Origin of the sequence: Roseibium aggregatum IAM 12614, from assembly GCF_000168975.1 — a bacterium.
Classification (GTDB): domain Bacteria; phylum Pseudomonadota; class Alphaproteobacteria; order Rhizobiales; family Stappiaceae; genus Roseibium; species Roseibium aggregatum.
On record NZ_AAUW01000013.1, the window covers coordinates 115,102 to 138,434 of the forward strand.

General features: G+C 61.1%; 28 protein-coding genes. 13 read left to right on the plus strand and 15 right to left on the minus strand.

Features of this window, described 5'->3' with window-relative positions; translation table 11 throughout:
• Nucleotide 1 precedes the first annotated feature (1 nt).
• The 7 genes from SIAM614_RS18180 to SIAM614_RS32495 all read right to left on the minus strand — a co-directional run bounded on the left by SIAM614_RS18180 (nucleotide 2) and on the right by SIAM614_RS32495 (nucleotide 6,917).
• Nucleotides 2-1,492 carry a class I adenylate-forming enzyme family protein gene (locus tag SIAM614_RS18180; protein ID WP_006936812.1) on the minus strand — a complete coding sequence of 497 codons (1,491 nt, stop codon included), beginning with the start codon at nucleotides 1,490-1,492 and terminating at the stop codon, nucleotides 2-4.
• A gap of 36 nt (nucleotides 1,493-1,528) precedes the next feature.
• Nucleotides 1,529-2,410: a 3-hydroxybutyryl-CoA dehydrogenase gene (locus SIAM614_RS18185; protein WP_006936813.1), complete on the minus strand. Its 882-nt coding sequence runs from the start codon at nucleotides 2,408-2,410 to the stop codon at nucleotides 1,529-1,531.
• Nucleotides 2,411-2,548: 138 nt separating this feature from the next.
• Nucleotides 2,549-3,481, minus strand: a complete 933-nt coding sequence (locus SIAM614_RS18190) for an electron transfer flavoprotein subunit alpha/FixB family protein (protein WP_006936814.1) — start codon at nucleotides 3,479-3,481, stop codon at nucleotides 2,549-2,551.
• A gap of 23 nt (nucleotides 3,482-3,504) precedes the next feature.
• Nucleotides 3,505-4,254 carry an electron transfer flavoprotein subunit beta/FixA family protein gene (locus SIAM614_RS18195; protein ID WP_006936816.1) on the minus strand — a complete coding sequence of 250 codons (750 nt, stop codon included), beginning with the start codon at nucleotides 4,252-4,254 and terminating at the stop codon, nucleotides 3,505-3,507.
• Between the two features lie 320 nt (nucleotides 4,255-4,574).
• Nucleotides 4,575-5,273: a hypothetical protein gene (locus SIAM614_RS18200; protein ID WP_006936818.1), complete on the minus strand. Its 699-nt coding sequence runs from the start codon at nucleotides 5,271-5,273 to the stop codon at nucleotides 4,575-4,577.
• A complete protein-coding gene (locus SIAM614_RS18205) occupies nucleotides 5,273-5,812 on the minus strand; it encodes an RNA polymerase sigma factor (RefSeq protein WP_040440555.1) in 540 nt (179 codons plus the stop codon). The genes SIAM614_RS18200 and SIAM614_RS18205 overlap by 1 nt, the downstream gene beginning before the upstream one ends.
• Before the next feature lie 277 nt (nucleotides 5,813-6,089).
• Nucleotides 6,090-6,917, minus strand: a complete 828-nt coding sequence (locus tag SIAM614_RS32495; RefSeq protein ID WP_198137348.1) for a hypothetical protein — start codon at nucleotides 6,915-6,917, stop codon at nucleotides 6,090-6,092.
• Nucleotides 6,918-6,933: 16 nt separating this feature from the next.
• Between SIAM614_RS32495 and SIAM614_RS18215 the strand changes: the two genes are divergently transcribed.
• Nucleotides 6,934-7,188 (plus strand): RT0821/Lpp0805 family surface protein, encoded by a 255-nt coding sequence (locus tag SIAM614_RS18215; protein WP_157139934.1) that lies wholly within the window; start codon nucleotides 6,934-6,936, stop codon nucleotides 7,186-7,188.
• A 156-nt stretch (nucleotides 7,189-7,344) separates the two neighbouring features.
• Here SIAM614_RS18215 and SIAM614_RS18220 read toward each other — a convergent pair whose 3' ends face one another.
• From SIAM614_RS18220 to SIAM614_RS18240, 5 genes are read right to left on the minus strand one after another with little or no spacing between them, the layout of a single operon-like run.
• Nucleotides 7,345-8,037: a rhomboid family intramembrane serine protease gene (locus SIAM614_RS18220; protein ID WP_006936825.1), complete on the minus strand. Its 693-nt coding sequence runs from the start codon at nucleotides 8,035-8,037 to the stop codon at nucleotides 7,345-7,347.
• A 35-nt stretch (nucleotides 8,038-8,072) separates the two neighbouring features.
• Nucleotides 8,073-8,648, minus strand: coding sequence for a cob(I)yrinic acid a,c-diamide adenosyltransferase (locus SIAM614_RS18225; RefSeq protein WP_006936826.1), 576 nt, complete (start codon nucleotides 8,646-8,648; stop codon nucleotides 8,073-8,075).
• A 53-nt stretch (nucleotides 8,649-8,701) separates the two neighbouring features.
• The gene (locus SIAM614_RS18230; protein WP_040440556.1) at nucleotides 8,702-8,899 is read right to left on the minus strand and encodes a twin transmembrane helix small protein; all 198 of its coding nucleotides are present in this window, start codon (nucleotides 8,897-8,899) and stop codon (nucleotides 8,702-8,704) included.
• A gap of 52 nt (nucleotides 8,900-8,951) precedes the next feature.
• Nucleotides 8,952-9,824 carry an SDR family NAD(P)-dependent oxidoreductase gene (locus tag SIAM614_RS18235; protein WP_040440557.1) on the minus strand — a complete coding sequence of 291 codons (873 nt, stop codon included), beginning with the start codon at nucleotides 9,822-9,824 and terminating at the stop codon, nucleotides 8,952-8,954.
• Between the two features lie 46 nt (nucleotides 9,825-9,870).
• Nucleotides 9,871-11,109 carry a ubiquinone biosynthesis hydroxylase gene (locus tag SIAM614_RS18240; RefSeq protein ID WP_006936829.1) on the minus strand — a complete coding sequence of 413 codons (1,239 nt, stop codon included), beginning with the start codon at nucleotides 11,107-11,109 and terminating at the stop codon, nucleotides 9,871-9,873.
• Nucleotides 11,110-11,243: 134 nt separating this feature from the next.
• Here SIAM614_RS18240 and tesB point away from each other — a divergent pair, with 134 nt between their 5' ends.
• Nucleotides 11,244-12,110, plus strand: coding sequence for an acyl-CoA thioesterase II (gene tesB / locus SIAM614_RS18245; protein WP_040440558.1), 867 nt, complete (start codon nucleotides 11,244-11,246; stop codon nucleotides 12,108-12,110).
• A gap of 108 nt (nucleotides 12,111-12,218) precedes the next feature.
• On the opposite strand, the gene SIAM614_RS18250 is transcribed toward tesB, so the two are convergent.
• The 3 genes from SIAM614_RS18250 to SIAM614_RS18260 all read right to left on the minus strand — a co-directional run bounded on the left by SIAM614_RS18250 (nucleotide 12,219) and on the right by SIAM614_RS18260 (nucleotide 15,555).
• Nucleotides 12,219-13,436, minus strand: a complete 1,218-nt coding sequence (locus SIAM614_RS18250) for a CobW family GTP-binding protein (protein ID WP_006936835.1) — start codon at nucleotides 13,434-13,436, stop codon at nucleotides 12,219-12,221.
• Nucleotides 13,437-13,580: 144 nt separating this feature from the next.
• Complete coding sequence (locus SIAM614_RS18255) at nucleotides 13,581-13,940, minus strand: hypothetical protein (protein ID WP_006936836.1); 360 nt, start codon at nucleotides 13,938-13,940, stop codon at nucleotides 13,581-13,583.
• Between the two features lie 181 nt (nucleotides 13,941-14,121).
• Nucleotides 14,122-15,555: a D-alanyl-D-alanine carboxypeptidase family protein gene (locus SIAM614_RS18260; RefSeq protein ID WP_208984031.1), complete on the minus strand. Its 1,434-nt coding sequence runs from the start codon at nucleotides 15,553-15,555 to the stop codon at nucleotides 14,122-14,124.
• 375 nt (nucleotides 15,556-15,930) lie between these two features.
• Between SIAM614_RS18260 and SIAM614_RS18265 the strand changes: the two genes are divergently transcribed.
• From SIAM614_RS18265 to SIAM614_RS18315, 11 genes are read left to right on the plus strand one after another with little or no spacing between them, the layout of a single operon-like run.
• Nucleotides 15,931-16,785, plus strand: a complete 855-nt coding sequence (locus SIAM614_RS18265) for an urease accessory protein UreD (protein WP_006936840.1) — start codon at nucleotides 15,931-15,933, stop codon at nucleotides 16,783-16,785.
• An 18-nt stretch (nucleotides 16,786-16,803) separates the two neighbouring features.
• Nucleotides 16,804-17,106 carry an urease subunit gamma gene (locus SIAM614_RS18270; RefSeq protein ID WP_006936842.1) on the plus strand — a complete coding sequence of 101 codons (303 nt, stop codon included), beginning with the start codon at nucleotides 16,804-16,806 and terminating at the stop codon, nucleotides 17,104-17,106.
• A gap of 23 nt (nucleotides 17,107-17,129) precedes the next feature.
• The gene (locus SIAM614_RS18275; protein WP_006936844.1) at nucleotides 17,130-17,435 is read left to right on the plus strand and encodes an urease subunit beta; all 306 of its coding nucleotides are present in this window, start codon (nucleotides 17,130-17,132) and stop codon (nucleotides 17,433-17,435) included.
• On the plus strand, nucleotides 17,432-17,854 hold the full coding sequence (locus tag SIAM614_RS18280) for a lysozyme inhibitor LprI family protein (RefSeq protein WP_006936845.1): 423 nt from the start codon (nucleotides 17,432-17,434) through the stop codon (nucleotides 17,852-17,854). Before SIAM614_RS18275 ends, SIAM614_RS18280 begins: the two co-directional genes overlap by 4 nt.
• Nucleotides 17,854-18,285, plus strand: a complete 432-nt coding sequence (locus tag SIAM614_RS18285; protein ID WP_006936846.1) for a lysozyme inhibitor LprI family protein — start codon at nucleotides 17,854-17,856, stop codon at nucleotides 18,283-18,285. Before SIAM614_RS18280 ends, SIAM614_RS18285 begins: the two co-directional genes overlap by 1 nt.
• A 36-nt stretch (nucleotides 18,286-18,321) precedes the next feature.
• Nucleotides 18,322-20,034 (plus strand): urease subunit alpha, encoded by a 1,713-nt coding sequence (gene ureC / locus SIAM614_RS18290; protein ID WP_006936847.1) that lies wholly within the window; start codon nucleotides 18,322-18,324, stop codon nucleotides 20,032-20,034.
• 33 nt (nucleotides 20,035-20,067) lie between these two features.
• A complete protein-coding gene (locus SIAM614_RS18295) occupies nucleotides 20,068-20,673 on the plus strand; it encodes a glutathione S-transferase family protein (protein ID WP_006936848.1) in 606 nt (201 codons plus the stop codon).
• Entirely contained in the window at nucleotides 20,670-21,212 is a 543-nt protein-coding gene (locus SIAM614_RS18300; RefSeq protein ID WP_006936849.1) for an urease accessory protein UreE, read from the plus strand. Before SIAM614_RS18295 ends, SIAM614_RS18300 begins: the two co-directional genes overlap by 4 nt.
• Nucleotides 21,205-21,936, plus strand: coding sequence for an urease accessory protein UreF (locus SIAM614_RS18305; protein WP_006936850.1), 732 nt, complete (start codon nucleotides 21,205-21,207; stop codon nucleotides 21,934-21,936). The genes SIAM614_RS18300 and SIAM614_RS18305 overlap by 8 nt, the downstream gene beginning before the upstream one ends.
• Complete coding sequence (gene ureG, locus SIAM614_RS18310) at nucleotides 21,933-22,550, plus strand: urease accessory protein UreG (protein ID WP_006936851.1); 618 nt, start codon at nucleotides 21,933-21,935, stop codon at nucleotides 22,548-22,550. The genes SIAM614_RS18305 and ureG overlap by 4 nt, the downstream gene beginning before the upstream one ends.
• 21 nt (nucleotides 22,551-22,571) lie before the next feature.
• Entirely contained in the window at nucleotides 22,572-23,276 is a 705-nt protein-coding gene (locus SIAM614_RS18315) for a hypothetical protein (RefSeq protein ID WP_050789424.1), read from the plus strand.
• Nucleotides 23,277-23,333 lie beyond the last annotated feature (57 nt).

Genomic DNA, 23,333 nt, shown 5'->3' on the forward strand with positions numbered 1-23,333 from the left:
GTCAGTCTCCCGCCCGCAGGACGCTGCGCCGAACCTTGCCGGACGGTGTGCGGGGCAACTGGTCCAGCACCTTGTACACTTTGGGGCGCTTGTATTCCGCCAGGTTTTCGGCCGCGAACGCGGCCAGGCGGTCGATATCCAGTTGACCGGGCAGGGCCGGCACCACAAAGGCCGTTATCAGGCTGACCCCCTCGCGTGCAAGCACCGCCGTCACGGCCACTTCCTGCACCTGCGGATCGGCGGCAAGAACCCGCTCCACTTCTTCCGGCGCCACCCGGTAACCGAAAGCGTTCATCAGATCGTCGGCGCGGCCTTCATACCAGAAATAGCCGTCCTCATCCTGCCGCGCCCTGTCTCCGGTCAGGAACCAGTCGCCCCGGAACGCCGCCGCGGTTTCCTCGGCACGGTTCCAGTACCCCAGCATCAGGCCCGGTTCGTCCCTGTGAACAGCCAGCAGACCTGTTTCAGGTCCGGACACCGGCACCGGTGTGTCCTCCGCCTCGCTGAGGATGGCAACCTTCCGGCCCGCCTGTGGCTTGCCCGGCGAGCCCGGCTTGACCGGAACACTGGGGCCGCTGGAGAGATAGGTCGAGATCTCGCTCATGCCGAGCGCTTCATAGAGTTCGCGCCCGGAGTGCTCCGTCCACTCCCGGTAAAGGCTTGCCGGAAGTGCTTCACCGGCGGTCAGTCCGTGGCGCAGCTCGGGAAAGGACGCTGGAGAAACCGCGCCATACTTCAGGATACGCCGGTAGAGACTGGGCACGGCCGCAAAAAGCGTTGCGCGTGTATCGGTGATCAGGTCCGGCCAGAGGTCCGGGTCCCGCGGCCCGTCATAAACCACACTGGTGGCACCATTCGCCCAGGGGTCCATCAATCCGGCACCCAGCGTATAGGTCCAGTTGAACGCGCCGGCGTGCAGCAGCCGGTCGGACGCGCTGATGCCATACCAGCCTGCATACATGGGCCTGCGCGCACTGGCCGCGCGCTGCGCATGCAACACGCCTTTCGGCGTACCGCTCGTGCCGGAGGTGTAGACAAGAAACGCCGGATCGTCTGCGTGGGTCTCCGCGAAGTCTCCAGGCTCTGCCTGCTTCAGTTCGACCAATGCCTCCGGATCCAGCAAGGTGGCGCTGCCCGCGTTCGGCAGCACGGTATGTCCGTCGTGCAGCACCATCCGGGCCCCGCTATCGGCAAGGATCGCGTCAGCTTCGGATGCTGTGAGCTGGGAAGAGGTCGGGATCGGCACAAAGCCGCCTGCGATGGCTCCGAAGAAGACCAGAGGAAAATCGCTGGAATGGCCGATCCTGAGAAGAATGCGGTCACCGGGCGAAAGACCCGTGGCGCGCAGACCCGTCGCAACCGAAAGAACGGTGCGCGTCAGCGTGCCATAGCTCCAGGTTTCCAGAAGGGCGCCGCCCGCGCCCACCAGTTCCAGCGCCGTCTTGCCCGGATCGGGGGCGGCGCTGGTCAGGCAATAGCGGGCAAGGTTCATGTGGTTCTGGCGCTTCTGCGGTGTCTGGCGACCCGGTTACCGGGTCGGGACCGGATGTTCGCCGCGGTAGTCATAGAAACCGCGTTGGGTCTTGCGGCCAAGCCACCCTGCTTCGACATATTTCACGAGAAGCGGGCATGGACGGTACTTGGTGTCGGCCAGACCTTCGTAGAGCACCTGCATGATCGAAAGGCAGGTGTCGAGGCCGATGAAATCGGCAAGCTGCAGCGGGCCCATCGGATGGTTGGCGCCAAGACGCATGGCCTTGTCGATGGAATCCACCGAACCGACGCCTTCATAGAGCGTATAGATCGCTTCGTTGATCATCGGCAGCAAGATACGGTTGACCATGAAGGCCGGGAAATCCTCTGCCACGGCAATCTGCTTGCCGAGACGGACGCAGAAACCTTTCGATGCTTCGAAGGTCTCGTCTTCCGTGGCAATGCCGCGCACCAGTTCGACCAGCTCCATGACCGGAACAGGGTTCATGAAATGGATGCCGATAAAGCGCTCCGGACGGTCGGTCGACGCGGCGAGGCGCGTGATCGAGATGGACGAGGTGTTGGTCGCCAGGATCGCTTCCGGCTTCAGGATCGGGCAAAGCTGCGAAAAGATCTTGCGTTTGACCTGCTCGTTCTCGACGGCAGATTCGATCACCAGGTCGGCATCGCGCAAAAGATCGAGGTCTTCGGCAGGCTTGATACGGTCCAGCGCTGCATTGCGCTCTTCCTCGGTGATCATCGACTTGGACACCTGGCGCGCCAGATTGCCGTTGATCGAAGCTAGGCCGGACTCGATCCGTTCCATGGAGAGATCGCTCAATCCCACGTCGAAGCCCGCTAGTGCACAAACATGGGCAATCCCGCTGCCCATCTGACCAGCGCCGATTACGCCGACTTTCTTGATTTCGACTGCCATCCTGAAAATCCGATCTCTTGAAAACATCCCGTTTGGACGGGTTGCGGCTATTTTTGGCAAGTCTTGCGCCGAACAGCAAGAACCCCGGAGCGAAAACTGTCATTCGCTCCGGGGTCCGTGATCAATTTGCCGCAGGTCTTACTCGACGGCAGCCTTCAATTCCGGCAGGACGTCGAAGAGATCGGCGACAAGGCCATAGTCCGCGACCTGGAAGATCGGGGCTTCCTCATCCTTGTTGATCGCGACGATCACCTTGGAATCCTTCATGCCGGCAAGATGCTGGATAGCACCGGAAATGCCGCAGGCAATATAGAGATCCGGCGCAACCACCTTGCCGGTCTGTCCGACCTGCCAGTCGTTCGGAGCGTAGCCCGCGTCGACGGCGGCGCGCGATGCACCAACCGCTGCACCAAGCGCATCTGCCACCGGCATGATGACTTCCTGGAACTTCTCGGAAGACCCGAGCGCACGGCCACCGGAAATGATGATCTTGGCAGATGTCAGTTCCGGACGGTCGGACTTGGACAGTTCCTCGCCAACGAACTCAGACAGACCCGAACCATCGGTGCCCGCAACGGTTTCAACAGCGGCGGAACCGCCAGCTTCGGCCGCAGCGAACGTGGACGTCCGCACGGTGATCACCTTCTTGGGATCGCCGGATTTTACGGTCTGGATCGCATTGCCAGCGTAGATCGGACGCTCGAAGGTCTCGGCGTCGATAACGGCGGTCACGTCGGAGATCTGCATCACGTCCAGCAGTGCTGCTACGCGCGGCAGGGTGTTCTTGCCGTTGGCGGTCGCCGGGGCGACGATGGCATCATAATCGCCTGCAAGACCGACGATCAGGTCGGCGGTCGGCTCGGCCAACTGGTGCTCCAGCGCATCGCTTTCAGCAAGCAGGACCTTGGCAACGCCGGAAAGCTTGGATGCAGCGTCGGCAACGCTTTGAACGCCCTTGCCGGCGACCAGGACATGGACGTCCGCACCAAGTGCGACGGCAGCCGTCAGGGCCTTTGCCGTGGCGTCGTTCAGTTCACCACCGGCATGTTCGGCCACAAGAAGTGTTGTCATGTTTTATCCTCCTGCGACGGGTCTTAAAGGACGCCGGCTTCGTTCTTGAGTTTGTCGACCAGCTCGGAAACCGAACCGACCTTGATGCCGGCCTGGCGCGATGCCGGCTCCGCGGTGCTGACAACGGTCAGCCGCGGCGCGGTGTCGACACCGAAATCGGCCGGGGTCTTCTCGTCGATCGGCTTCTTCTTCGCCTTCATGATGTTCGGCAGGGACGCATAGCGCGGCTCGTTGAGGCGCAGGTCCGTCGTCACGATGGCTGGCAGCTTCAGCTTGATGGTCTGCAGGCCGCCGTCGACTTCGCGGGTGACATCGACAGTACCGTCTCCCAGATCGACCTTGGAGGCAAAGGTGCCCTGGCTCCAGCCGAGGAGGGCTGCCAGCATCTGGCCGGTCTGGTTGCAGTCATCGTCAATGGCCTGCTTGCCAAGGATCACAAGACCCGGCTCTTCGGCTTCGACAATGGCTTTCAGGATCTTCGCGACCGCCAGCGGTTCGGTGGTATCGTCGGTTTTCACCAGAATGCCGCGGTCGGCGCCCATGGCAAGGCCGGTGCGCAGCGTTTCGGTGGCCTGCTGCGGGCCGACGGACACGACGATCACTTCGCTCGCCTTGCCTGCTTCCTTCAGCCGCAGGGCTTCTTCGACGGAGATTTCGTCAAAGGGGTTCATGGACATCTTGACGTTGGCAAGATCGACGCCAGAACCATCCGCCTTCACACGGACCTTCACGTTGTAATCGATGACCCGTTTTACGGGTACGAGGATCTTCATTTGGTCTCAACCTCTTGCTGGGCCGGCTTTCACCGCACCGCATTCTCCGGCTCCCTGCCGCCTTGACGCTAGGTTACAAACGGCAGAATTGAGCCAATCGTGGCGCATGGCGGGGGACGGTACTGACCGACACGGCACCTGTCAATTGCGGTAAAAGGTTTAAGGCGGCAAATTGCCGGGCTTGGAAAAACATGCGTCGCAATGTGGATAGTTCGGCAACGCAGCAAAGCCGGGAAAATCAGGGTTGCGGGCAAAAAAACCGCGCGTCCCGTTGCCGGAAACGCGCGGTGAGCTGTCGAATGTTTTTGACCCGCCTCCGATCAGATGCCGGGGGTCTGTGGCGAGAACTTGTCCGAAACCGGCTCGGCGAAAACCGTCACCCAGGTGCCGTTCTCATCCCGGCAGGCCGTTCCGCGAATGGCGAGATCCAGCTTGCTGAATGTCGTCTGCCTAAGATACTGGCGGCACCAGTGCCCGCTTTTGCTGCGATAGGTCTTGATCGGCGTCAGAACTTCCGTCCAGTCGCCTTCCTGACCGACGAACACGGGTTCGCCGCTAACCTTCGTTTCCAGGGCTTCCTGAACGGTCTGCGCCAGCAGAACCCGCTCGGTTTCCATATGCGCGGCAAGCGAAGACACCGCGTTGTCCATCCGCGTCTGCATCCAGTAAGTGGTGAAGGCGAAGGTGCCGGCAACCATCACCAGTGCTGCCGCAATCTGGATCATGACGCCTGTCCAGGAAATGTGCGCATGGTGACGCACAGGCGCCTCGCGCTTGGCGAATTCCCTGTCGATGAGCGCCTCGAACCGTGCCATCGATTCGTCCGGCACGGGCGCGGCAACAGCAGTCTGCAGGAGCGTGTTGTCCTTCGACATCTGCTCCAGAAGTTCCTGCCCGCTGGCGGTCGCCTCAATCCGGCGAAGCAGCGCCGCACGCTCGTCTTCCGAACCTTCCGCATCCAGGATCTTGCCGATATCCTTGGCAAGCAGGACCTGTTCGCGCTTTTCGTCAAATGTCATCACACACCCCCTGGCATGCTGCGCAGCCTGACCCCTTGCGGGGCGTCGTTCGTGTCCAGCCACTCACGCAGTTTGAGCCTTGCGCGGGCAAGCCGGCTGGTTACGGTTCCGATCGGAACACCGAGTTCATCCGCCACATCCTTGTAGCTTCTGCCTTCGACGGCGATTTTCAGAAGAACCTCACGGTTGTCTTCATCCAGTTCGCCGATGAAATCCTGAACCTTCTGAAGTTCCAGGCTGCTCGCGGCGGCTTTCGCACCATCGTAGCTTTCCTCGAAATCCAGCATGGCAAGGTCGAACAATCTGGCCCGGTTTGCCGTGTCGCGAACCGAATTGAAGTAAAGGTTCTGCAAAATCCGGAACATCCAGCTATCAAGCCGGGTTGCCGGATCGAACTGATCGAGCGAGCGGATCGCACGTTCACATGTCATCTGCACCAGATCGTCTGCCTGATCCGGATTCCGGCACAGCCTTAAAGCAAAACTCCTCAGCTTCGGGAGCAGACGGATCATCTCCGTCTTTAACGTATCTTCAGGCAAGGAGTTCTCCGCAAAACCGCTCTCAGCGAGACAACACCTGAGGAGAGCTTTTGATCCCGGCTTTTTTTAGACTATCTTCGGGAAGAACGAAGATTGCCCGGGTGTTGTGCATGCAAAGGTCGTAAAACCGCTCTCGACGACCGCAATAGGCCTCTGATTACAAGTTGAAACCGCAAACGATGAAACGCGCCCGCCAGATTACATTGCAAGACCGCCTCTCTGCGATGTTTCGCATGCTGCCGGGTGTTGCAGCTGCGGCAATGGTGTTCTCTTCTGTCTACTTCAGCCCCTTGATCGACATGAAGGACAGCATTGCCGCAGCCGCAGATTCGCATGGTGATCGCGGCAGTCGCAGCGAACGGTCAAGCCGGAGCGAGCGAAGAGATCGCGACAGCCGCAGTGACCGCGGCGAAAGCCGGGACCAGCCAGATCGCGGCGGTGGCGAGTCAGGTAGCAGTGGTGGCACTTCTGGTGGCGGCAGTTCTTCTGGCGGCGATGGTGGCAGCAGCAGCAACTCTGGCGGCGGCGGCGGCAGCAAGACAGGCGGCGGCGATAGCGGCGGCGGCAAGTCAGGTGGTGGCAGCAACGGCGAAAGCAAGAGTTCCGGTGGGAACAGCTCCAACAGCTCCAGCTCTGGCGGCAACAGATCAGGCAGTAACAATTCCGGCAGCAGAAGCAGCTCCGGCCGTAGCGACGATTCCTCTTCCTCCAGGTCTTCGTCCAACCGCTCGGAAGCGAGCGGCTCTATCTCTTCAGTGTCCGCATCATCCTCGAACGGCTCGAGCAATCGATCTTCCGGCCGTTCTGCCACAGAAAAGCCCGTTTCAGGCGGTTTTTTAGGTAGCATCTTTAGCGGAAGCCAGTTTAGTGGTGACAGTGAGCCTTCAGGTGGATCCCTCAGCAGGAGCGAGGAACGGGAGGCAATCTCGAACGGCTGGCAATAGATCCAAGAGGCGGGGTCGAATTTGATTTTTTTGGGGGGCCACGTCCCGAGAGGGGCGATTTTTCTGTTTTTTATCGCAAATCTCATAGCAGGCTGTTCATTGGTAACGCCGCAAGACACGTTTGGTTCTCTCCTTGAACCGACGCCGGTGTCGGTGGGCAAACCAGCATCCAAGTTGATGGCATCCGACAAATACCGGGCAGAAAGGACGCTTCAAGCCGCACTGGAAAAATCGGTTTCCGGGAATGCTCGAAGCTGGAAAAACCCGTCAAGCGGCGCAAGTGGCACCGCCACGCCCCTGAAGACCTGGAAAAACAATTCGGGAGACTTCTGCCGTTCCTACCGGGAACGGATCAAACTGGCTGACGGCAACACCATCAGCCGTAGGGGTGTCGCGTGCCGCACCGGCAATGCCGTCTGGAAAGCAGCCTAGACGTCGAGCATCAGCCAGCCCTGGCTGATCCGGGCTACCTTTAAGGCGCCTTGAACGAACGTGCTTTTTCAATCCAACTGTAATTCGGTCGGAGCTCTCGCGGTCTTGCAAAAGCTGCCCGCAAGGTCCGGCCGGTTTCGCCAGCGCAGTCCCACCTTAGAAAGTAGGCCGGTCGAACAGGGAAACACCCCTGCGCCGGAAAAAAACGATCAGCAACGCTCCGGCCACCATGCCGCCGATGTGCGCGATCCAGGCGATATCGCTGTCGGACGCAATCACCGCGTTGACGATCTGATAGACGATCCAGCCACCCAGCAGCCAGACCGCGGACAGACGCAAGGGTATCCGGCCGAGTGCCAGCACCCAGACCTTCACACGCGGATGCAGCATCAGATAGGCGGCGACCACGCCTGAAACGGCGCCGGACGCCCCGATCAGCGGCACGTCCGAATTCACGTCGAGCGAGGCATAGGCCAGCCCGCCGGCGATGGCGCACAGCAGATAGAAAAGGAGATACCGAAGATGCCCCACGGCATCCTCGACATTGTCGCCGAACACCCACAGGAACAGCATGTTGCCGATAAGATGCATGAAGCTGCCGTGCAGAAACGAATAGGTGACCACCGACATCCAGTCCGGCAGCACCTGCAGCTCCGGCGACAGATCCCTGATGTCGAACAGAACGACCGGTATCAGCCCGAAGGAGTAGGAAGAGGCGGCCACGGCCTGCTGCGAGCCTGCTCCCTGATACAAGAGGAAGATCAGGATATTGGCCGCAATCAGGCTGAGGTTCACGTAAGGACGGGGTACATGTACCAGCCGGTTCTGATCGTGCAGGGGAAGGAACATTCAGCACCACGCCTCCGGCAAGGGGAAGAACCGATCTAGCGGTTTTTCCCGGGCACCCACAGAACGTCCTGCTCGCCCTTGTCGTTCAGGTAGCGCGAGGCGACGAAGAAATAGTCCGACAGGCGGTTCATGTAGCGCACGGCGGCCGGATTGATCTTTTCGCGCGCCGCCAGTTCCACCATCAGCCGTTCCGCCCGCCGCGAGACGGTGCGCGCAAGATGCAGATGAGCGGCCGCAGGGCTGCCGCCGGGCAGCACGAAGGAACGCAACGGCTTGAGCTCCGCGTTGAGAACGTCAATCGCCTGTTCGATGGCCGTAACCTGGGCATCGGTGATCCGGAGCGGCTCATACCCCAGATCCTCGTCCGTTTCCGGTGTCGCGAGATCGGCCCCCAGATCGAACAGGTCGTTCTGGATCCTGCCAAGCACCTGATCGACGTCCGGATCCGCCTGCCCGGTGTGAAGGCGGATCAGTCCGACCACGGAATTGGTCTCGTCGACAGTGCCGTAAGCCTCGATCCTGAGATCGCTTTTCAGACGCCGCTCGCCTGAGCCGAGCGCTGTCGTGCCGTCGTCGCCCGTCTTCGTGTAGATCTTGTTCAGAACAACCATTGTGTCCCTGTCCCTCCAGTATGATCCGGTTGTTTTGGCTTGGGGTGTGGACCCTAGTGGCCGGTTCCGAAAAAGTAGAGACCGCCCATCACCAGCACAATCACCAGAAACTGAAGGCCGACACGCCAGCGCATCAGAAGCTGCGAGCGATTGGCCGATCCCTGCCGGAACATGTTCCAGATGCCGAGCAGCAGCACCAGGGCAACTGCGGCCATGCCTACGGGGATGAGAAAATTAATCAGATCTGCCATTTCGTGTTCCTTGTTTCACCGCTGTCCGGCGCACTCACCGGTCGGCAGGCAGCTATTCCTCACCGTCTGCGGCCCAGATGCAGAACCGGTCCAGCAGGCCAACCGGCAACACCCTTCTGGCCACCGCCATGACGGTGGTGGGAATTGTGACATGATAGCGCGCCTTCGGCCGTTTTGCTTCCACCGCATGAACCAGCCGTTTGACAACGGCCTCCGGTTGCAGCTTGAACGGCCCGGGCTCACCCGCTTCCATCCGGATGCGGCGCTTCTCGTAGACCTTACGATAATGCGACGCCTGCAGACCATCCTCGCCGATCCAGCGATCAAAATTCGCCAGCGCGTTTTGTGTGAACCTAGTATCGATCGGTCCCGGCTCGATCAGGCTGACATGAACCCCAGTCCCCTTCAACTCCTGCCGAAGCGTGTCGGAATAGCCTTCGAGCGCGAATTTGGAAGCCGTATAGGCGCCGCGGTACTTGAGCGCCACCAGACCCAGCACGGACGAACACTGAACGATCCGGCCGAACCTGTTGGCGCGCATGGCGGGCACCAGTCGGCGCGTAAGATCGTGCCAGCCAATGAAATTTGCCTCGAAAAGCGACCTCATTGCCTCCGTCGGCAGGTCTTCCAAAGCTCCGGGAACCGCATAGGCACCATTGTTGAACACAGCGCTCAGCTCGCCGTCCGTCCGTTGCAAAACCTCGCCCGCGGTCGCCTCGATGCTGGCGGCGTCTTCATAGTCCAGGCGGAAGGTTTCGAATCCAAGATCGCTCAACAGGTCGATGTCGGCCTGCCTCCGGGCCGTTGCAAACACGCGCCAGTTACGGCCGCGCATGATATGAGCTGCGCACAGACCAATGCCGGAGGAACACCCCGTAATCAATATCGACCGGTAGGCGGAAAAACTCTCCGGATTGGCAATCATCAAACGGTAATCCTGCGGAGTGTGAGACGATCCGAATCCACTCCTATCAGATAGGTTCGCCGGAAAGCAATTTCGGCACAGGTCCGGCGAACCCGGCGGCTTCCTTGATGAACTGGGTTTTCAGGCCAGGCATCCTGTCGACCAGGCCAAGTCCGAAGTCACGCACCGCGCGCAATACGTCATTGTCATTGGAGAACAGTCGATTGAGCACATCGGTGACGACGCCCATCTGGAACGTGTCGAACCGGCGCCAGCGCTGATAGCGTTCCAGAACATCGAACGCACCGAGATCCTGCCCCAGACGCCGGGCGTTGACCAGAACTTCGGCCAGCGCCGCGACATCCTTGAAGCCGAGATTGAGCCCTTGGCCCGCAATCGGATGAATGCCGTGCGCGGCATCGCCGATCAGGGCGAAGCGAGGCTTGACGAAATCACGCGCCAGCTTCAGCCCGAGCGGATAGGCGCGGCGCGGACCATCGAGTTCCAGCGTGCCGAGGTGATGGCCGAACCGGCGCTCCAACTCCAGTTCGAAGGTAAAGTCATCAGACCGCACAAGCCGGTCGGCGTCGGCTGTCTTTTCCGTCCAGACCAGCGACGACCGGTTGCCCGGCAGCGGCAGGATGGCGAAGGGCCCGGCGGGCAGGAAATGCTCCTCCGCCCGGCCATTGTGCGGCCGTTCATGCTTCACCGTGGTTACGATACCCGACTGGCCGTAGTCCCAGTTGACCGTGCGAATTCCGGCAAGGTCGCGCAACCGGGAGCGCACGCCGTCGGCCGCCACAAGCAGCCGGCTTTTCAACAGCGCGCCGTCTTCCAGCGTCAGTTCCACATGATCGGGGTGACTGCGGAAAGAATCCGCAGTGCCTGGCGCAAAAAAGATCACACCAAGCGCCTTGGCCGCCTTGTAGAGCGCCGGCATCATCACGCCGTTCGGCATCATGTGGGCAAAGGGTTCGCCCTCCGTCGCTTCACCGCCAAAGGTCAGAAACACCGGCCGGACCGCGTCGCGAAGCTTGCTGTCGGTGACGATCATTTCGTTGATCGGCTGAGCCTCGCCATCAATCTTCTGCCAGATGCCGAGCTGCGACAGCATGCGCGAAGCCGCCGCTGCGATGGCCGAGGCGCGGGGATCCTTGTGCAGATCTTCCATCGGCTTCGGGTCGACGACGGCACATGTGAGGCTGGCATCGCCCTGCTTGAGCGCCACCGCCAGCGACAGACCGACATAACCGCCGCCTGCTATCACGACATCGAACATGTCCGGGACGCTTTTTTTTCTCGCCATCGTCTTCTACTCCTTGCCTTCGGTTTCCCTAAAGGCATCTTGACTTTAACGTCAACTGCCGTCCAAGAGTGCGGGGCCGGGCTGCCATGGCCCGAGCCAAATCACCTGCCGTCTATCTAACAGGGATCGCGCCGATGAACACGGCTATTGATACTCTTCTTCAGATACTTGACCTGGAACCGCTGGAACGCAACCTGTTCCGTGGTCGCAGCCCGCAGGTCGGCTGGCAACGCGTCTTCGGGGGGCAGGTGATCGGCCAGGCGCTGGTCGCGGCCTCTCGCACGGTGGTGGAAGACAGGCACGTTCATTCCCTGCACGGCTACTTCCTGAGACCCGGCGACCCGGCCGTGCCGATTATCTATGAAGTCGACCGCATCCGCGACGGCGGCAGCTTCACCACACGGCGCGTGGTCGCGATCCAGCACGGCGAAGCGATCTTTTCCATGTCTGCGTCCTTCCAGGTGCGGGAAGAGGGGCTGGAGCACCAGATCGACATGCCGGACGTTCCGGCGCCCGACGACCTGCCGAGCGAACAGGAGCTGAAGGAAAAATTCCTGTCGATGGCCCCGGAAAACATCCGCCGCTACTGGGAACGCGAACGGCCGATCGAGATGCGCCCGGTCGATATGACCCATTACTTCAGCAAGAAGCCCCTGCCGCCGCAGCAATATGTCTGGGTGCGGGCAAGCGGGCCGCTGCCGGATGACGAGCGCATGCATCAGTGCGTGCTCGCCTATGCCTCCGACATGACCCTTCTGGACACTTCGCTGTTTCCCCATGGCACGTCCGTCTTCAGCCCGAAGATCCAGGCGGCCAGCCTCGACCATGCCATGTGGTTCCACCGTCCGTTCCGAGCAGACGAATGGCTGCTCTACGCCACCGACAGCACCTCGTCCTCCGGTTCGCGCGGCATGAACCGCGGATCTCTCTTCACCAGAGACGGCATCCTGATCGCCTCGACCGCGCAGGAAGGGTTGATCCGGTTGCGCAAGAAAGATTGAGTTTCCGGGACGATGGTACAGTCACCGCTGGCTGCCACTCAAAACCCCAAAGCCTCATCCTGAGGAGGGATCCCTTTGGAAAGCACCGGCGTATTGTGGGTCTGCCGCCTACCTCACCGGGCTTGTAAACCCCGACACCGCCAACGGATTATCGGTCAAGGCCTGGTGGTCCGGCGTGTCGGGCAGCAAGGCACCCGAGAAAGCTTCGAACATGCGCCGGACGAACCCTTCCGGCAGGTCCCTGGTGATGAAAACCATTCGCGTGCGCCGGTCCTGATCCGGCCAGGCTTCGAGCGTTGCCGGCGGATGAAAGACGTGCTGGACGCCGTGGATCACCACGGGCCGCTCAGGGTCTTCGGCCAGTTGCACGATGCCCTTGACGCGAAGCAGTTTCGGGCCGTGTGCCGAACGCAGCAGATCAAGAAACATTTCCAGCGCGGACGCCGGCACCGGGCGGTCTGTCGACAGGGTAAAGGCCCGGATGGCATCGCTGTGCCGGTTCACATCGTGGGCATGATCATGATGGTGGCCGTGATGCTCCCCGTGCGAATGGCCATGCGCGTGATCATGGCCGTGATGGTGGTTATGCTGCTGGTCTTCATAGGCTTCCGCGTTCAGCCAGGCAGCCACGTCCGGGATCTTGGTCCTGGGATCATAAAGACCAGCGTTGAAAAGATTTTCCACCGTCGCATCATCCGCCTGCGCCTCCAGCCGGCGGGCACCCGGATTGAGTTGCTGCAAACGTTGCTTGAGCGCTTCGAAAGAGGCGTGCGCCTCATCGCCGTCCAGCAGGTCGGTCTTGGTGAAGACCAGCCGGTCGGCAACTGCGGCCTGTTTGCGCGCTTCCTCGTGATTGTCGAGCGTCGACAGGCCGTTGACCGCATCCACCAGCGTGATCACGCTGTCGAGCCGGTAGCGCATCACCAGATAGGGATGCAGCATGACCGTGTGCAGGATCGGCGCCGGGTCCGCCAGACCCGTCGTCTCGATGATCACCCGGTTGAGTCTGTCCATCCGGCCGTTGTCGAGCCGGCGCAGGAGATTTTCCAGCGTGGTGACCAGATCGCCGCGAATGGTGCAGCACAGGCAACCGGAGGCAAGCTCCACAATGCCGTCGCCAGCCTGATCGACAAACAGGTGATCGAGCCCGATCTCGCCGAATTCGTTGATGATGACCGCCGTGTCCGCCATCGACGGATCCTTCAGGATCCGGTTGAGCAGCGTCGTCTTGCCTGACCCCAGAAAGCCCGTCAGGACGGACAGGGGAATGGGGGGCTTCGGACCCTTGGGTTTTTGTCCTTCGGAAACCGGTGTCGGCGAGGCCATGGTTTGTCTCCAGATGCATTTGCCGTTCCTGGATCGGACCCGGCTGCCTTTCCGAAGACACATAGGCAGAAAGGCGGGTCAGCGCAAATGCTGCTCCCGCCACCTCGGCTTGTTCATTTGAAAAATTGTCCGGCGAGCGCCGAATCAGCCCGCGTTGAGGACGATGTCTTCTTCTTCGGAGGCCGCTTCGGCGTCCTTCTTGTCCATCGCGATGATCTTCTTGTCCGCATCATCCTCGGACAGGGTCATCGGGGTCAGATCCTGGACGATATCCGCTTCCCCAGCTTCCAGCTCCGCTTCGTCGTCGGCGTCAGCCTCGAACTCGAAGTCGTCCGCTTCGTCTTCCGCCTCGACATCGACGACAAGCCGGACGGCCTCGGCCGCCTTTCGCAAGGTGGCGATCACATGGTCGACCGAAACCCCTTCCTCCAGTTGATTGGCGGAAAGCTCAGCAAGGCTGGCAAGAGCTCGGATGGTGGCGGTGGATCTCGGTTCAATCATCATGCGATCTCTCGACCTGTTGTACCGGCATATTCTGTGCCGCAGAGGCATTTTGACATCCGGCAGGGAGCACGCCTTTGCCAGAAAAATGCTTACTTCAGTGTTAAGGAGTAGCGTAAATAAAAGGTTAATCTCGGTAACCGAAACGCTATACCACCGGCACAGTCAGAGATCTGATGTCGATTTACTTGCGGGGACTTGGCGAGGGAACCGGAACGGTGAAGTCCAGGCCCTTGCGGAAGATCGAACCGGGCGACGACTTGGACAGGTCAGCGGCCGCACCCGGGCGGGCCGCACCATCCCCGGTCTGCGGAATTGCGCCTGCCGCCTTCGCATCGGCGGTGAACTGCATCTTGGCACGGATTTCGTTTTCCGCACGCCGCACGGGATTGGCAACCGGCAGCGGCACGTCTTCCAAAGCTATATCCTCGCCCGCAATCGCTGCTACCGCTTCGTCAGCCGCACCGGCAGGAACCGTACCCGGACTGGCGGAAGGCGACCCTTTCGGGTTGCCGAGACCGACATCCAGCGGACGGTAGGCGATCCGGCGCGGGCCGAGGGTGCGATCCAGGATCTTGACCCAGTCCGGCTTGCCGTTGGACAACATGAAACCGCTGTCGTCCAGCTTGTCTTCGTCGGATTTGTTGGCCTTGGCGAAAAACAGGAAACCGCCCTGCTTTTCCTTTTCCATGTCGAACCGGGCCATATAGCCCTTCGGACCCGGGCTCTTGTTGCGCCGGCAATATCCGTCGGCAGGCGGATTGCCGGAGGAGCCCGTAAGGCTGGCAATGCTGCGTCCGCCACGCTTGCGGAAACCTTCGTCAAAGAGCTGCCGGGCAAACGCCGTGCGCTCCAGACCCGAACCGGCACCGAGGATGATCGCGATCAGCGTCTTGTTGCCCCGCGTTGCGGAGGCGGCAACATTGTACCCGGAATTGCAGATGTAGCCGGTCTTCATGCCGTTGGCTCCGGGCACGCGCAACAGAAACTCGCGGTTGGCGGACCGCAGCGTCTTCTTGCCGAAGCGGATTCCGGGATGGTCGTAAAAGTTGCGGGCCTCTGGAAAATCCCGGCGCAGTGCCAGGGCCAGAATGGCAAGGTCGCGCGCCGTGGTCACCTGACGGTTGTCGGGCAGGCCGTGCGGATTATAAAAGCGGGTGTTGGTCATCCCGAGGCGCTGAGCTTCCACATTCATCATGGCGATGAAACCGGCTTCAGATCCTCCGATCGCCTCACCGAGTGCAACCGCAACATCGTTTGCCGACTTGATCAGAATGATTTTCAAAGCCGTGTCGACGGTGAACCGCGTCCCGACCTTGAACCCCATCTTGCTGGGTGGTTCGGCCGCCGAGTTCTTGGATTGCACCACGGCGCTGTCGAGTGAGGCACGGCCTTCGCGGATGGCCTTGAAGGTGACGTAAGCGGTCATGAGCTTGGTAAGCGAGGCCGGATACCACTTGCGCGTGGCGTTTTCCTCTTCGATCACGGCGCCGGAACTTGCATCGATCAGGACATAGGCACCTATATCCGCCCGCGCCTGGCCAATGGCCAGACTCATCACAAGAGCGGTTACGGTCAGACATACGGAAGTCAGGCGGCCAAACGGGCTTAAAAACACGGTTTCCCTCGCTTGTCATCCGTCGGATGACACGTCGCAATTGGGCAGTGGCAGTATGAATAGCTGCTGTTCTCTTAAAAAACCGGAACATGACGGCGAGAGCAAGTCCTTCCTGAAAGCCGCTCCACGCCAATCTTTCTTGCATTTGCCTTATTTTTGAGCAACTTTTACGGGCAGACATTGATAAGCTTCGGGAAACAGGGCCTTTTTTGCGCCGGTGCCGTCCTGCATTTCCAAATGCCGGCCTTGGCCCGGCTCTTGCTAAGATTGCCGAGGGCATATTGCCTATTGCGGCCTAGCGTCAGTCTGGACCAATTTGAACAGATGTGAAAAATAACAATGACTGGATGAGCCCGCAGGGGGGGCGGTCAAGCGATGTATGATGCTGGTCTGGCATCAGAAACGGACGGAAAGGCCATCGTCCTGCAGCGTGTGAAGGGCATCGGCAAGGTCCGCTTTTCAGCGCCGGACGGCAAAACCCGTCTGACCGACCTTTACCAGAGCGGGTCGGCAAAGGTCCGCCTGCCCAAGGTCTATGACACCCCCGCCACAGCCGTTCTCATCAACACCGCCGGTGGCCTCACCGGAGGCGACAGGCTCGACTTTGAAGTTGGCGCCGACGCCGGTGTACACGTAATCGTGACCAGCCAGACCGCCGAACGCGCCTACCGCAGCCCGGGTGGCACCGCCGAGGTGAGCGGGTGTTTCACGGTCGGACCCGGTGCGACGCTGGAATGGCTGCCCCAGGAAACCATCCTGTTTGACGCCTCGCGCCTCCGCCGCACGCTGCGGGCCGACCTGGAAGGCGATGCGAGGCTGATGATGGTTGAATCCTTCGTTCTCGGCCGCAAGGCGATGGGCGAACAGGTCAAATCCGTTTTCTATCGGGACAGTTGGCGCATCCGCCGGGACGGGAAGCTGATTTTCGCTGACGACATCCGCCTGGATGGCGACCCGGCCGAAGCGCTGACCGGCCCTGCCACGGCAGCGGGCGCCCTGGCCGCTGCAACCTTTGTCGACTGCTCCGCCGATGCCGAAGACAGGCTGTCCCGGGCCAGAGACCTGATCGATGCCTTGCCGGAAGGCACCGCCCGAGCGGCCGCCAGCGCCTGGAACGGCTTGCTGATCTCCCGGTTTGTGTCCAATGATGGCCGCAGCTTGCGCGCGGCCCTGATGTCGTTTCTCACCGGATATCGAATGACCGCGCTGCCGCGCGTCTGGTATTGCTGATTTGGAGGACTTTCTTTCATGAATCTGACGCCCCGCGAAAAGGACAAGTTGCTCATTTCCATGGCCGCGATGGTCGCCCGCCGCCGCCTGGAGCGCGGCGTGAAGCTGAACCACCCTGAAGCCGTCGCCCTGATCACAGACTTCGTTGTGGAAGGCGCCCGCGACGGGCGCACCGTTGCCGACCTGATGTCGGCAGGCGCCAAGGTGCTGACGCGCGACCAGGTGATGGAAGGCGTGTCCGAGATGATCCACGATGTTCAAGTCGAGGCAACCTTTCCAGACGGCACCAAACTCGTGACCGTGCACGAGCCGATCCGCTGACCGCGATATCCAAGGAGACGACCATGATCCCCGGAGAACTGTTTCCCGCCGACGGCGAGATCGAACTGAACGCAGGCCTCGAGACACTGACGCTGGAAGTCGCCAACACCGGCGACCGTCCGATCCAGGTCGGCAGCCACTATCACTTTTTCGAAACCAACGAAGGCCTGTCCTTCGACCGCGGCAAGACACGCGGCATGCGCCTCGACATCCCCGCCGGCACAGCCGTGCGCTTCGAACCCGGCCAATCCAGACTGGTGACGCTGGTGCCGTACGGAGGCAACCGCACGGTCTACGGCTTCAACCAGAAAGTCATGGGCGAATTGTGATCAGATCTGCACCCACCTTTTCGTCTTGGCTTTTCGGGCTCGGCCTTGTGCTGGCCGGTCCGGTTGCCGCGCAGGAAACACCCAACTGCGAAAACGCCATGACGCAGTCGGAAATGACCCAGTGCGCCAACCTCGACTGGTTGAGGGCGGATGCGGAGTTGAACGCGGTCTACAGATCCGCAATGGAAAAGATGACGGAGACCGACGCCTATCTGCCGGAAGGGCTGAAAGGGGCGGTCGAGACGCTTCGCGAAGCCCAGCGCGCCTGGATTCCCTATCGCGACAAGGCATGCGACGCCTACGGCTTTCTGGCTCGCGGCGGAACCATGGAACCGATGCTGGTCTACGGCTGCCGGGCCGATCTGACCCGCAACCGCATCGACGAATTGAGACAGCTTGAGCAAGGTCTGGGGAACTGATGCCTGTGCGCGGCCTGATCCTTCCTGCTTTCGCCCTGTTTCTGGCCGTCGCCGGGACGGCGGGCGCCGAAGAAGAGAAGGTCAAGGACAACATCGACTGCGGCTATCCGCTGACCAATGCCGAACGCAGCTTTTGTGCCGACAAGGCCCTGAAGGAGGCCGACGCACGCATGCAGGAGGCCTTCGACCGCCTGCGCGTCAGGCTGGTGGAGATCGATGCCGATCTGCCGGACCACCTGAAGGGCGCACCGGCCAGCCTCGATGAGGCCCAGACTGCCTGGAAGACTTATGCCGACAAGGATTGCACCGCCTACAGCTTCCCTTTCAGGGGCGGCACGCGCGGCAACGAACTTTACCGGAACTGCCTGATCGTCCTCACCATGAAACGCACCGAAGACCTGGATGCGACGGTTGAGGACTACGCGAATTAAACACACCGATTTCTGATCGCCGATTGGAGACTAGATATGGCCTACAAGATGCCCCGCGCCGCTTATGCGGACATGTTCGGACCGACAACCGGCGACAGGCTGCGCCTTGCGGATACCGATCTCATCGTAGAAGTGGAAAAGGATTTCACCACCTACGGCGACGAGGTGAAATTCGGTGGCGGCAAGGTCATTCGCGATGGCATGGGCCAGTCACAGGCGCCGCGTTCCGCCGGTGCGGTCGACACGGTCATCACCAATGTGCTGATCATCGATCACTGGGGTATCGTCAAGGCGGATGTCGGCCTGAAGGACGGCCGGATCGTCGGCATCGGCAAGGCCGGCAACCCGGATGTGCAGAACGGTGTCGACATCATCGTCGGGCCCGGTACCGAGGCGATTGCCGGGGAGGGCAAGATCCTCACCGCGGGGTCCATCGACGCCCATATCCATTTCATCTGCCCGCAGCAGGTCGACGAAGCCCTGTGCTCCGGCGTGACCACCATGATCGGTGGCGGCACCGGCCCGGCCACCGGCACCAACGCGACAACCTGCACACCCGGCCCCTGGCACATCACGCGGATGCTTCAGGCGGCCGAAAGCTTTCCGATGAACCTTCTCTTCGCCGGCAAGGGCAATGCGTCTCTGCCTGCCGCTCTGGAGGAGCAGGTGATGGCGGGCGCGGGCGCTCTGAAGATCCATGAAGACTGGGGGTCTACCCCGGCGACCATCGACAACTGCCTGTCGGTTGCCGATGAGTACGATGTTCAGGTGATGATCCACACCGACACCCTGAACGAATCCGGCTTTGTCGAGAACACCACTGCCGCGTTCAAGAACCGCACCATCCATGCCTTCCATACGGAAGGGGCCGGTGGCGGCCATGCGCCGGACATCATCAAGGTGGTAGGGGAACCCAACGTCATTCCGTCCTCCACCAATCCGACGCGGCCCTACACGATCAACACGCTGGAAGAGCATCTCGACATGCTCATGGTCTGCCACCATCTGCACAAGGACATTCCGGAGGACGTTGCTTTCGCCGAAAGCCGCATTCGCAAGGAAACCATTGCGGCGGAAGACATTCTCCACGACATGGGCGCCTTCTCGATCATTTCCTCCGACAGCCAGGCCATGGGCCGCGTTGGCGAAATCATCATCCGCACGATGCAGACCGCACACAAGATGAAGGTGCAGCGCGGCCGCCTTGCCGATGAAACCGGCGAAAACGACAACTTCCGGGTCAAGCGCTACATCGCCAAGACCACCATCAACCCGGCCATCGCCCACGGCCTGGACGAGTACATCGGCTCGGTCGAAGTCGGCAAGCTGGCGGATCTGGTTCTGTGGGACCCGCAATTCTTCGGCATCAAACCCTCGCTGGTGCTCAAGCTCGGCTCCATCGCGACCGCCCCGATGGGCGATCCGAACGGCTCCATCCCCACGCCGCAGCCGGTGCATTACCGGCCGATGTTCGCCTCCTACGGCAAGATGCTCACGCACAGCCGCGTCACCTTCGTGTCCCAGGCGGCTTACGACACCGGTGTCAAGCACAAGGCAGGCCTCGACAGCCTGGTGCTTCCGGTAAAGAACACTCGCGGCGGGATCTCGAAAAAGTCGATGATTCACAACAACATGATGCCCGAGATCGAAGTACATCCGGAGACCTACGAGGTCCGCGCCGATGGCGAACTGCTGACCTGCGAACCTGCCGAAGTGCTGCCGATGGCCCAGCGCTACTTCCTGTTCTAAGCTCTGCATCAACGCGTTCGGGAGAGGAAAGACATGTACAAGATCGTCGGTTTTCCGCGCACCCGCGCCATGCGGGTGATGTGGCTGCTCGAGGAACTGGATGAGAACTACGAGATCGACCCGGCCCTGCCGCAGTCGGAGACCGTCAAGGCGCTCAATCCGAGCGGCAAGGTGCCGGTGCTGATCGACGGTGACGCCGTCATCACCGATTCCGTCGCGATCTGTACCTATCTTGCCGACAAGCACGGCCGATTTACCTTTCCGGCCGGCACTCCGGATCGCGCCCGCCAGGACAGCATCACCCAGTTCGGCGTCGATGTGCTGGAAGGCGCGCTCTGGACCGCTGCAAAGAACACCTTCATCCATCCGGAAGACGTCCGTGTTCCCGCGGTCAAGGATGTTTGTCGGCTCGAATTCGAACAGGGCCTGAAAACGCTGGAAGCACTGATCGGCGATGGCCCATATGCCATGGGCGAGACCTTCACCATTGCCGACATCATCGTCGGGCACTGCTCCGGTTGGGCAATGGCCGCCAAGTTCGACCTGCCCAAGGAAGGGCCGGTCTACGACTATTTCAAACGCCTCAGGGAGCGCCCAGCTTTCCAGGCCATGATGGCAAAGGTTGCGGAGGCCGCATGATCCGCGTCGCGAAGATCCACAACGCCAGCACATGGACCGGCGATGCCGCCGACCGGGTGACGCTTGACCGGGAAGACCGGTACCGGCGCAGGGCTGTTCTCACCGGCGCTGCCGGCTTGGCCTTTCTGCTGGACGAACCTGTGGCCATTCACCTGCGTCATGGCGACGGTCTGGAGCTGGAAGACGGCCGGATCGTTGAAGTTCTTGCCGAGCCGGAAGAGCTGGTCGAAATTCATGCCGACGACTCGGCCCATCTGGTGAAGATCGCCTGGCATCTGGGCAACCGGCACCTGCCGACGCAGCTCATGGGCAACACCCTGCGGATCCGGCGCGACCACGTGATCGAAGACATGGTCGAAAAGCTCGGAGGCAGACTGACCGAGCTGTTGGCCCCCTTCGATCCGGAAGGTGGCGCCTACGGCCATGGCCGCACCCACGGGCATGATCATGGACACGGGCATTCGCACGACCATCCGCACGGGCACAGCCATGACCATAGCCACGATCACGGCCACGGGTCCGGACATTCCCATGACTGAGCCCTCAGCACCGCGGCTCCCCCTGTCGCCGCAAGCGCTTTACCGGCTGCAGGCGTTTCTCTCGCCGGCCTTTCCCATCGGTGCCTTTACCTACAGCCACGGACTGGAACAGGTGATCGAGCAGGGCGGGGTGGCAAACGCGCGGGACCTTGACATCTGGCTGCGCGAAATCCTCCGCTTTGGCGCTGGAAGAAGCGACGCCATCCTGCTGAAGGAGACCCACCGGGCCGCCCTTGCAGGAGACGGAGACACCGTCGCAGAGCTTCGGGATCTGGGGTTGGCCCTGCAGCCCTCCAAGGAACGGCATCTGGAATCAAGTGCCCAGGGCAGCGCCTTTTACAGGGCCATCTGCAACAGCTGGATGCCGTCAGCGGCCACGCAGGCCGCACGCTTGTTCCACGAAGCCGCGGCGGACGAAAACCAATCCTGGCCCTATCCGGTGGTTCTGGGCCTTGCGGCTGCGGCCCACGGGTTGCCGGTGGATGCCGCGCTCCATTGTTTTCTGCATGCTTTTGCCGCCAACCTGATTTCCGTTGCCGTAAGAGTCGTCCCCCTTGGCCAGAGCGACGGCCAGAATGTGCTGGCCGGTCTGGAACCGGTGATCTTCGAAATCGCGGAGGCCGCCGAGGCGGCAGGTCTTGACGACCTTGGCACCTCCACCTTCCTTGCAGATATCGCCTCCATGGCACATGAAACCCAGTATTCGAGGTTGTTCCGTTCATGACTTCTCAAAACGGTCCCTTGCGCGTCGGCATCGGCGGTCCCGTCGGTTCCGGCAAGACCACGCTGACCGACAAGCTGTGCAAGGCGATGCGCGACAGCTACTCGCTCGCCGTCATCACCAACGACATCTACACCAGCGAGGATGCCGAGGCCCTGATGCGCTCGCAGGCGTTGACCAGCGACCGCATTCGCGGTGTCGAGACCGGCGGCTGCCCGCACACGGCGATCCGCGAAGATGCCTCCATCAATCTGGCGGCCGTGGCCGACCTGACGAAAAGCATCCCGGATCTCGATCTGATCCTGATCGAATCCGGTGGTGACAATCTGGCCGCAACCTTTTCGCCGGAGCTTGCCGATCTGACGATCTATGTGATCGATGTCGCCGCCGGCGAGGAAATTCCACGCAAGGGTGGGCCGGGCATCACGCGCTCCGATCTCCTGATCATCAACAAGACCGACCTTGCGCCCTATGTCGGCGTCAATCTGGAGGTCATGGACCGGGACGCGAAGAAAATGCGCAAGGACCGTCCCTTTGTCTTCGCCAATACAAAGGCGGGTGAGGGTGTTGAATCCGTGGTAGACTTCATTGTCCGAAAGGGTGGGCTGAACACTTGAATCTTGGATGTTGATGGCCGCATGATCGCTGGCAGACAGGAAGCCTGCGCACATAACAACGCGCTCTGGTGCGACGCGATCCTGAAATCCGCAGGCGCGAAAACCGCTTTTCATGCAGGGTTCTGGTGCGCGCGGGACAAGACCCTGCCGCTCTATCCGAACATCGTAACGCTGTCGCCGAAGCCGGGAGCGGATTTTTTTGCCGCGCTGACCGACTTGCCGGAGGGAGCTGGGGTGAAGGACAGTTTCGACAGTCTGGACCTAGGGCCCAGCGGCTTTCAGAAACTCTTTTCCGGCACCTGGCTGTTTCGTCCACCGGTCAGCTCCAAACGCGCACCGGTCAGTTCCGATTGGCACAAGGTGGCGACGTCGGAAAGCTTGCGGAAATGGCTGGTCGGCTGGAACAGCAACGAAAGCCTTCATGCCGTTTTCCCACCCAGGCTGCTGGAACGCAAAGCCATCGATTTCGCTGCTATCGTGAAGGATGGCACGGTGAAGGCGGGTGCGGTCTTCAACACGGGCCCAAAACTGGACGGCAAGGATGTGCTGGGTATTTCCAACGTCTTCTGCCGCAAGACCTGGCTCTACAGCGCCCTGCACGATCTTCTGGAACCTTTCCCGAACCGACCGCTGTGCACTTACGAAAACGACGCAAGCGTGCTGCCGGTCTATCGGCAGCACGGTTTCGAGCCTTGCGGGCAGCTTTCCGTCTGGCTGAAACAGTAGCTCCGAACATGCCGAAGCCCGCAGCTTTTCAGCGGCGGGCTTCGATCTTCAACGAGG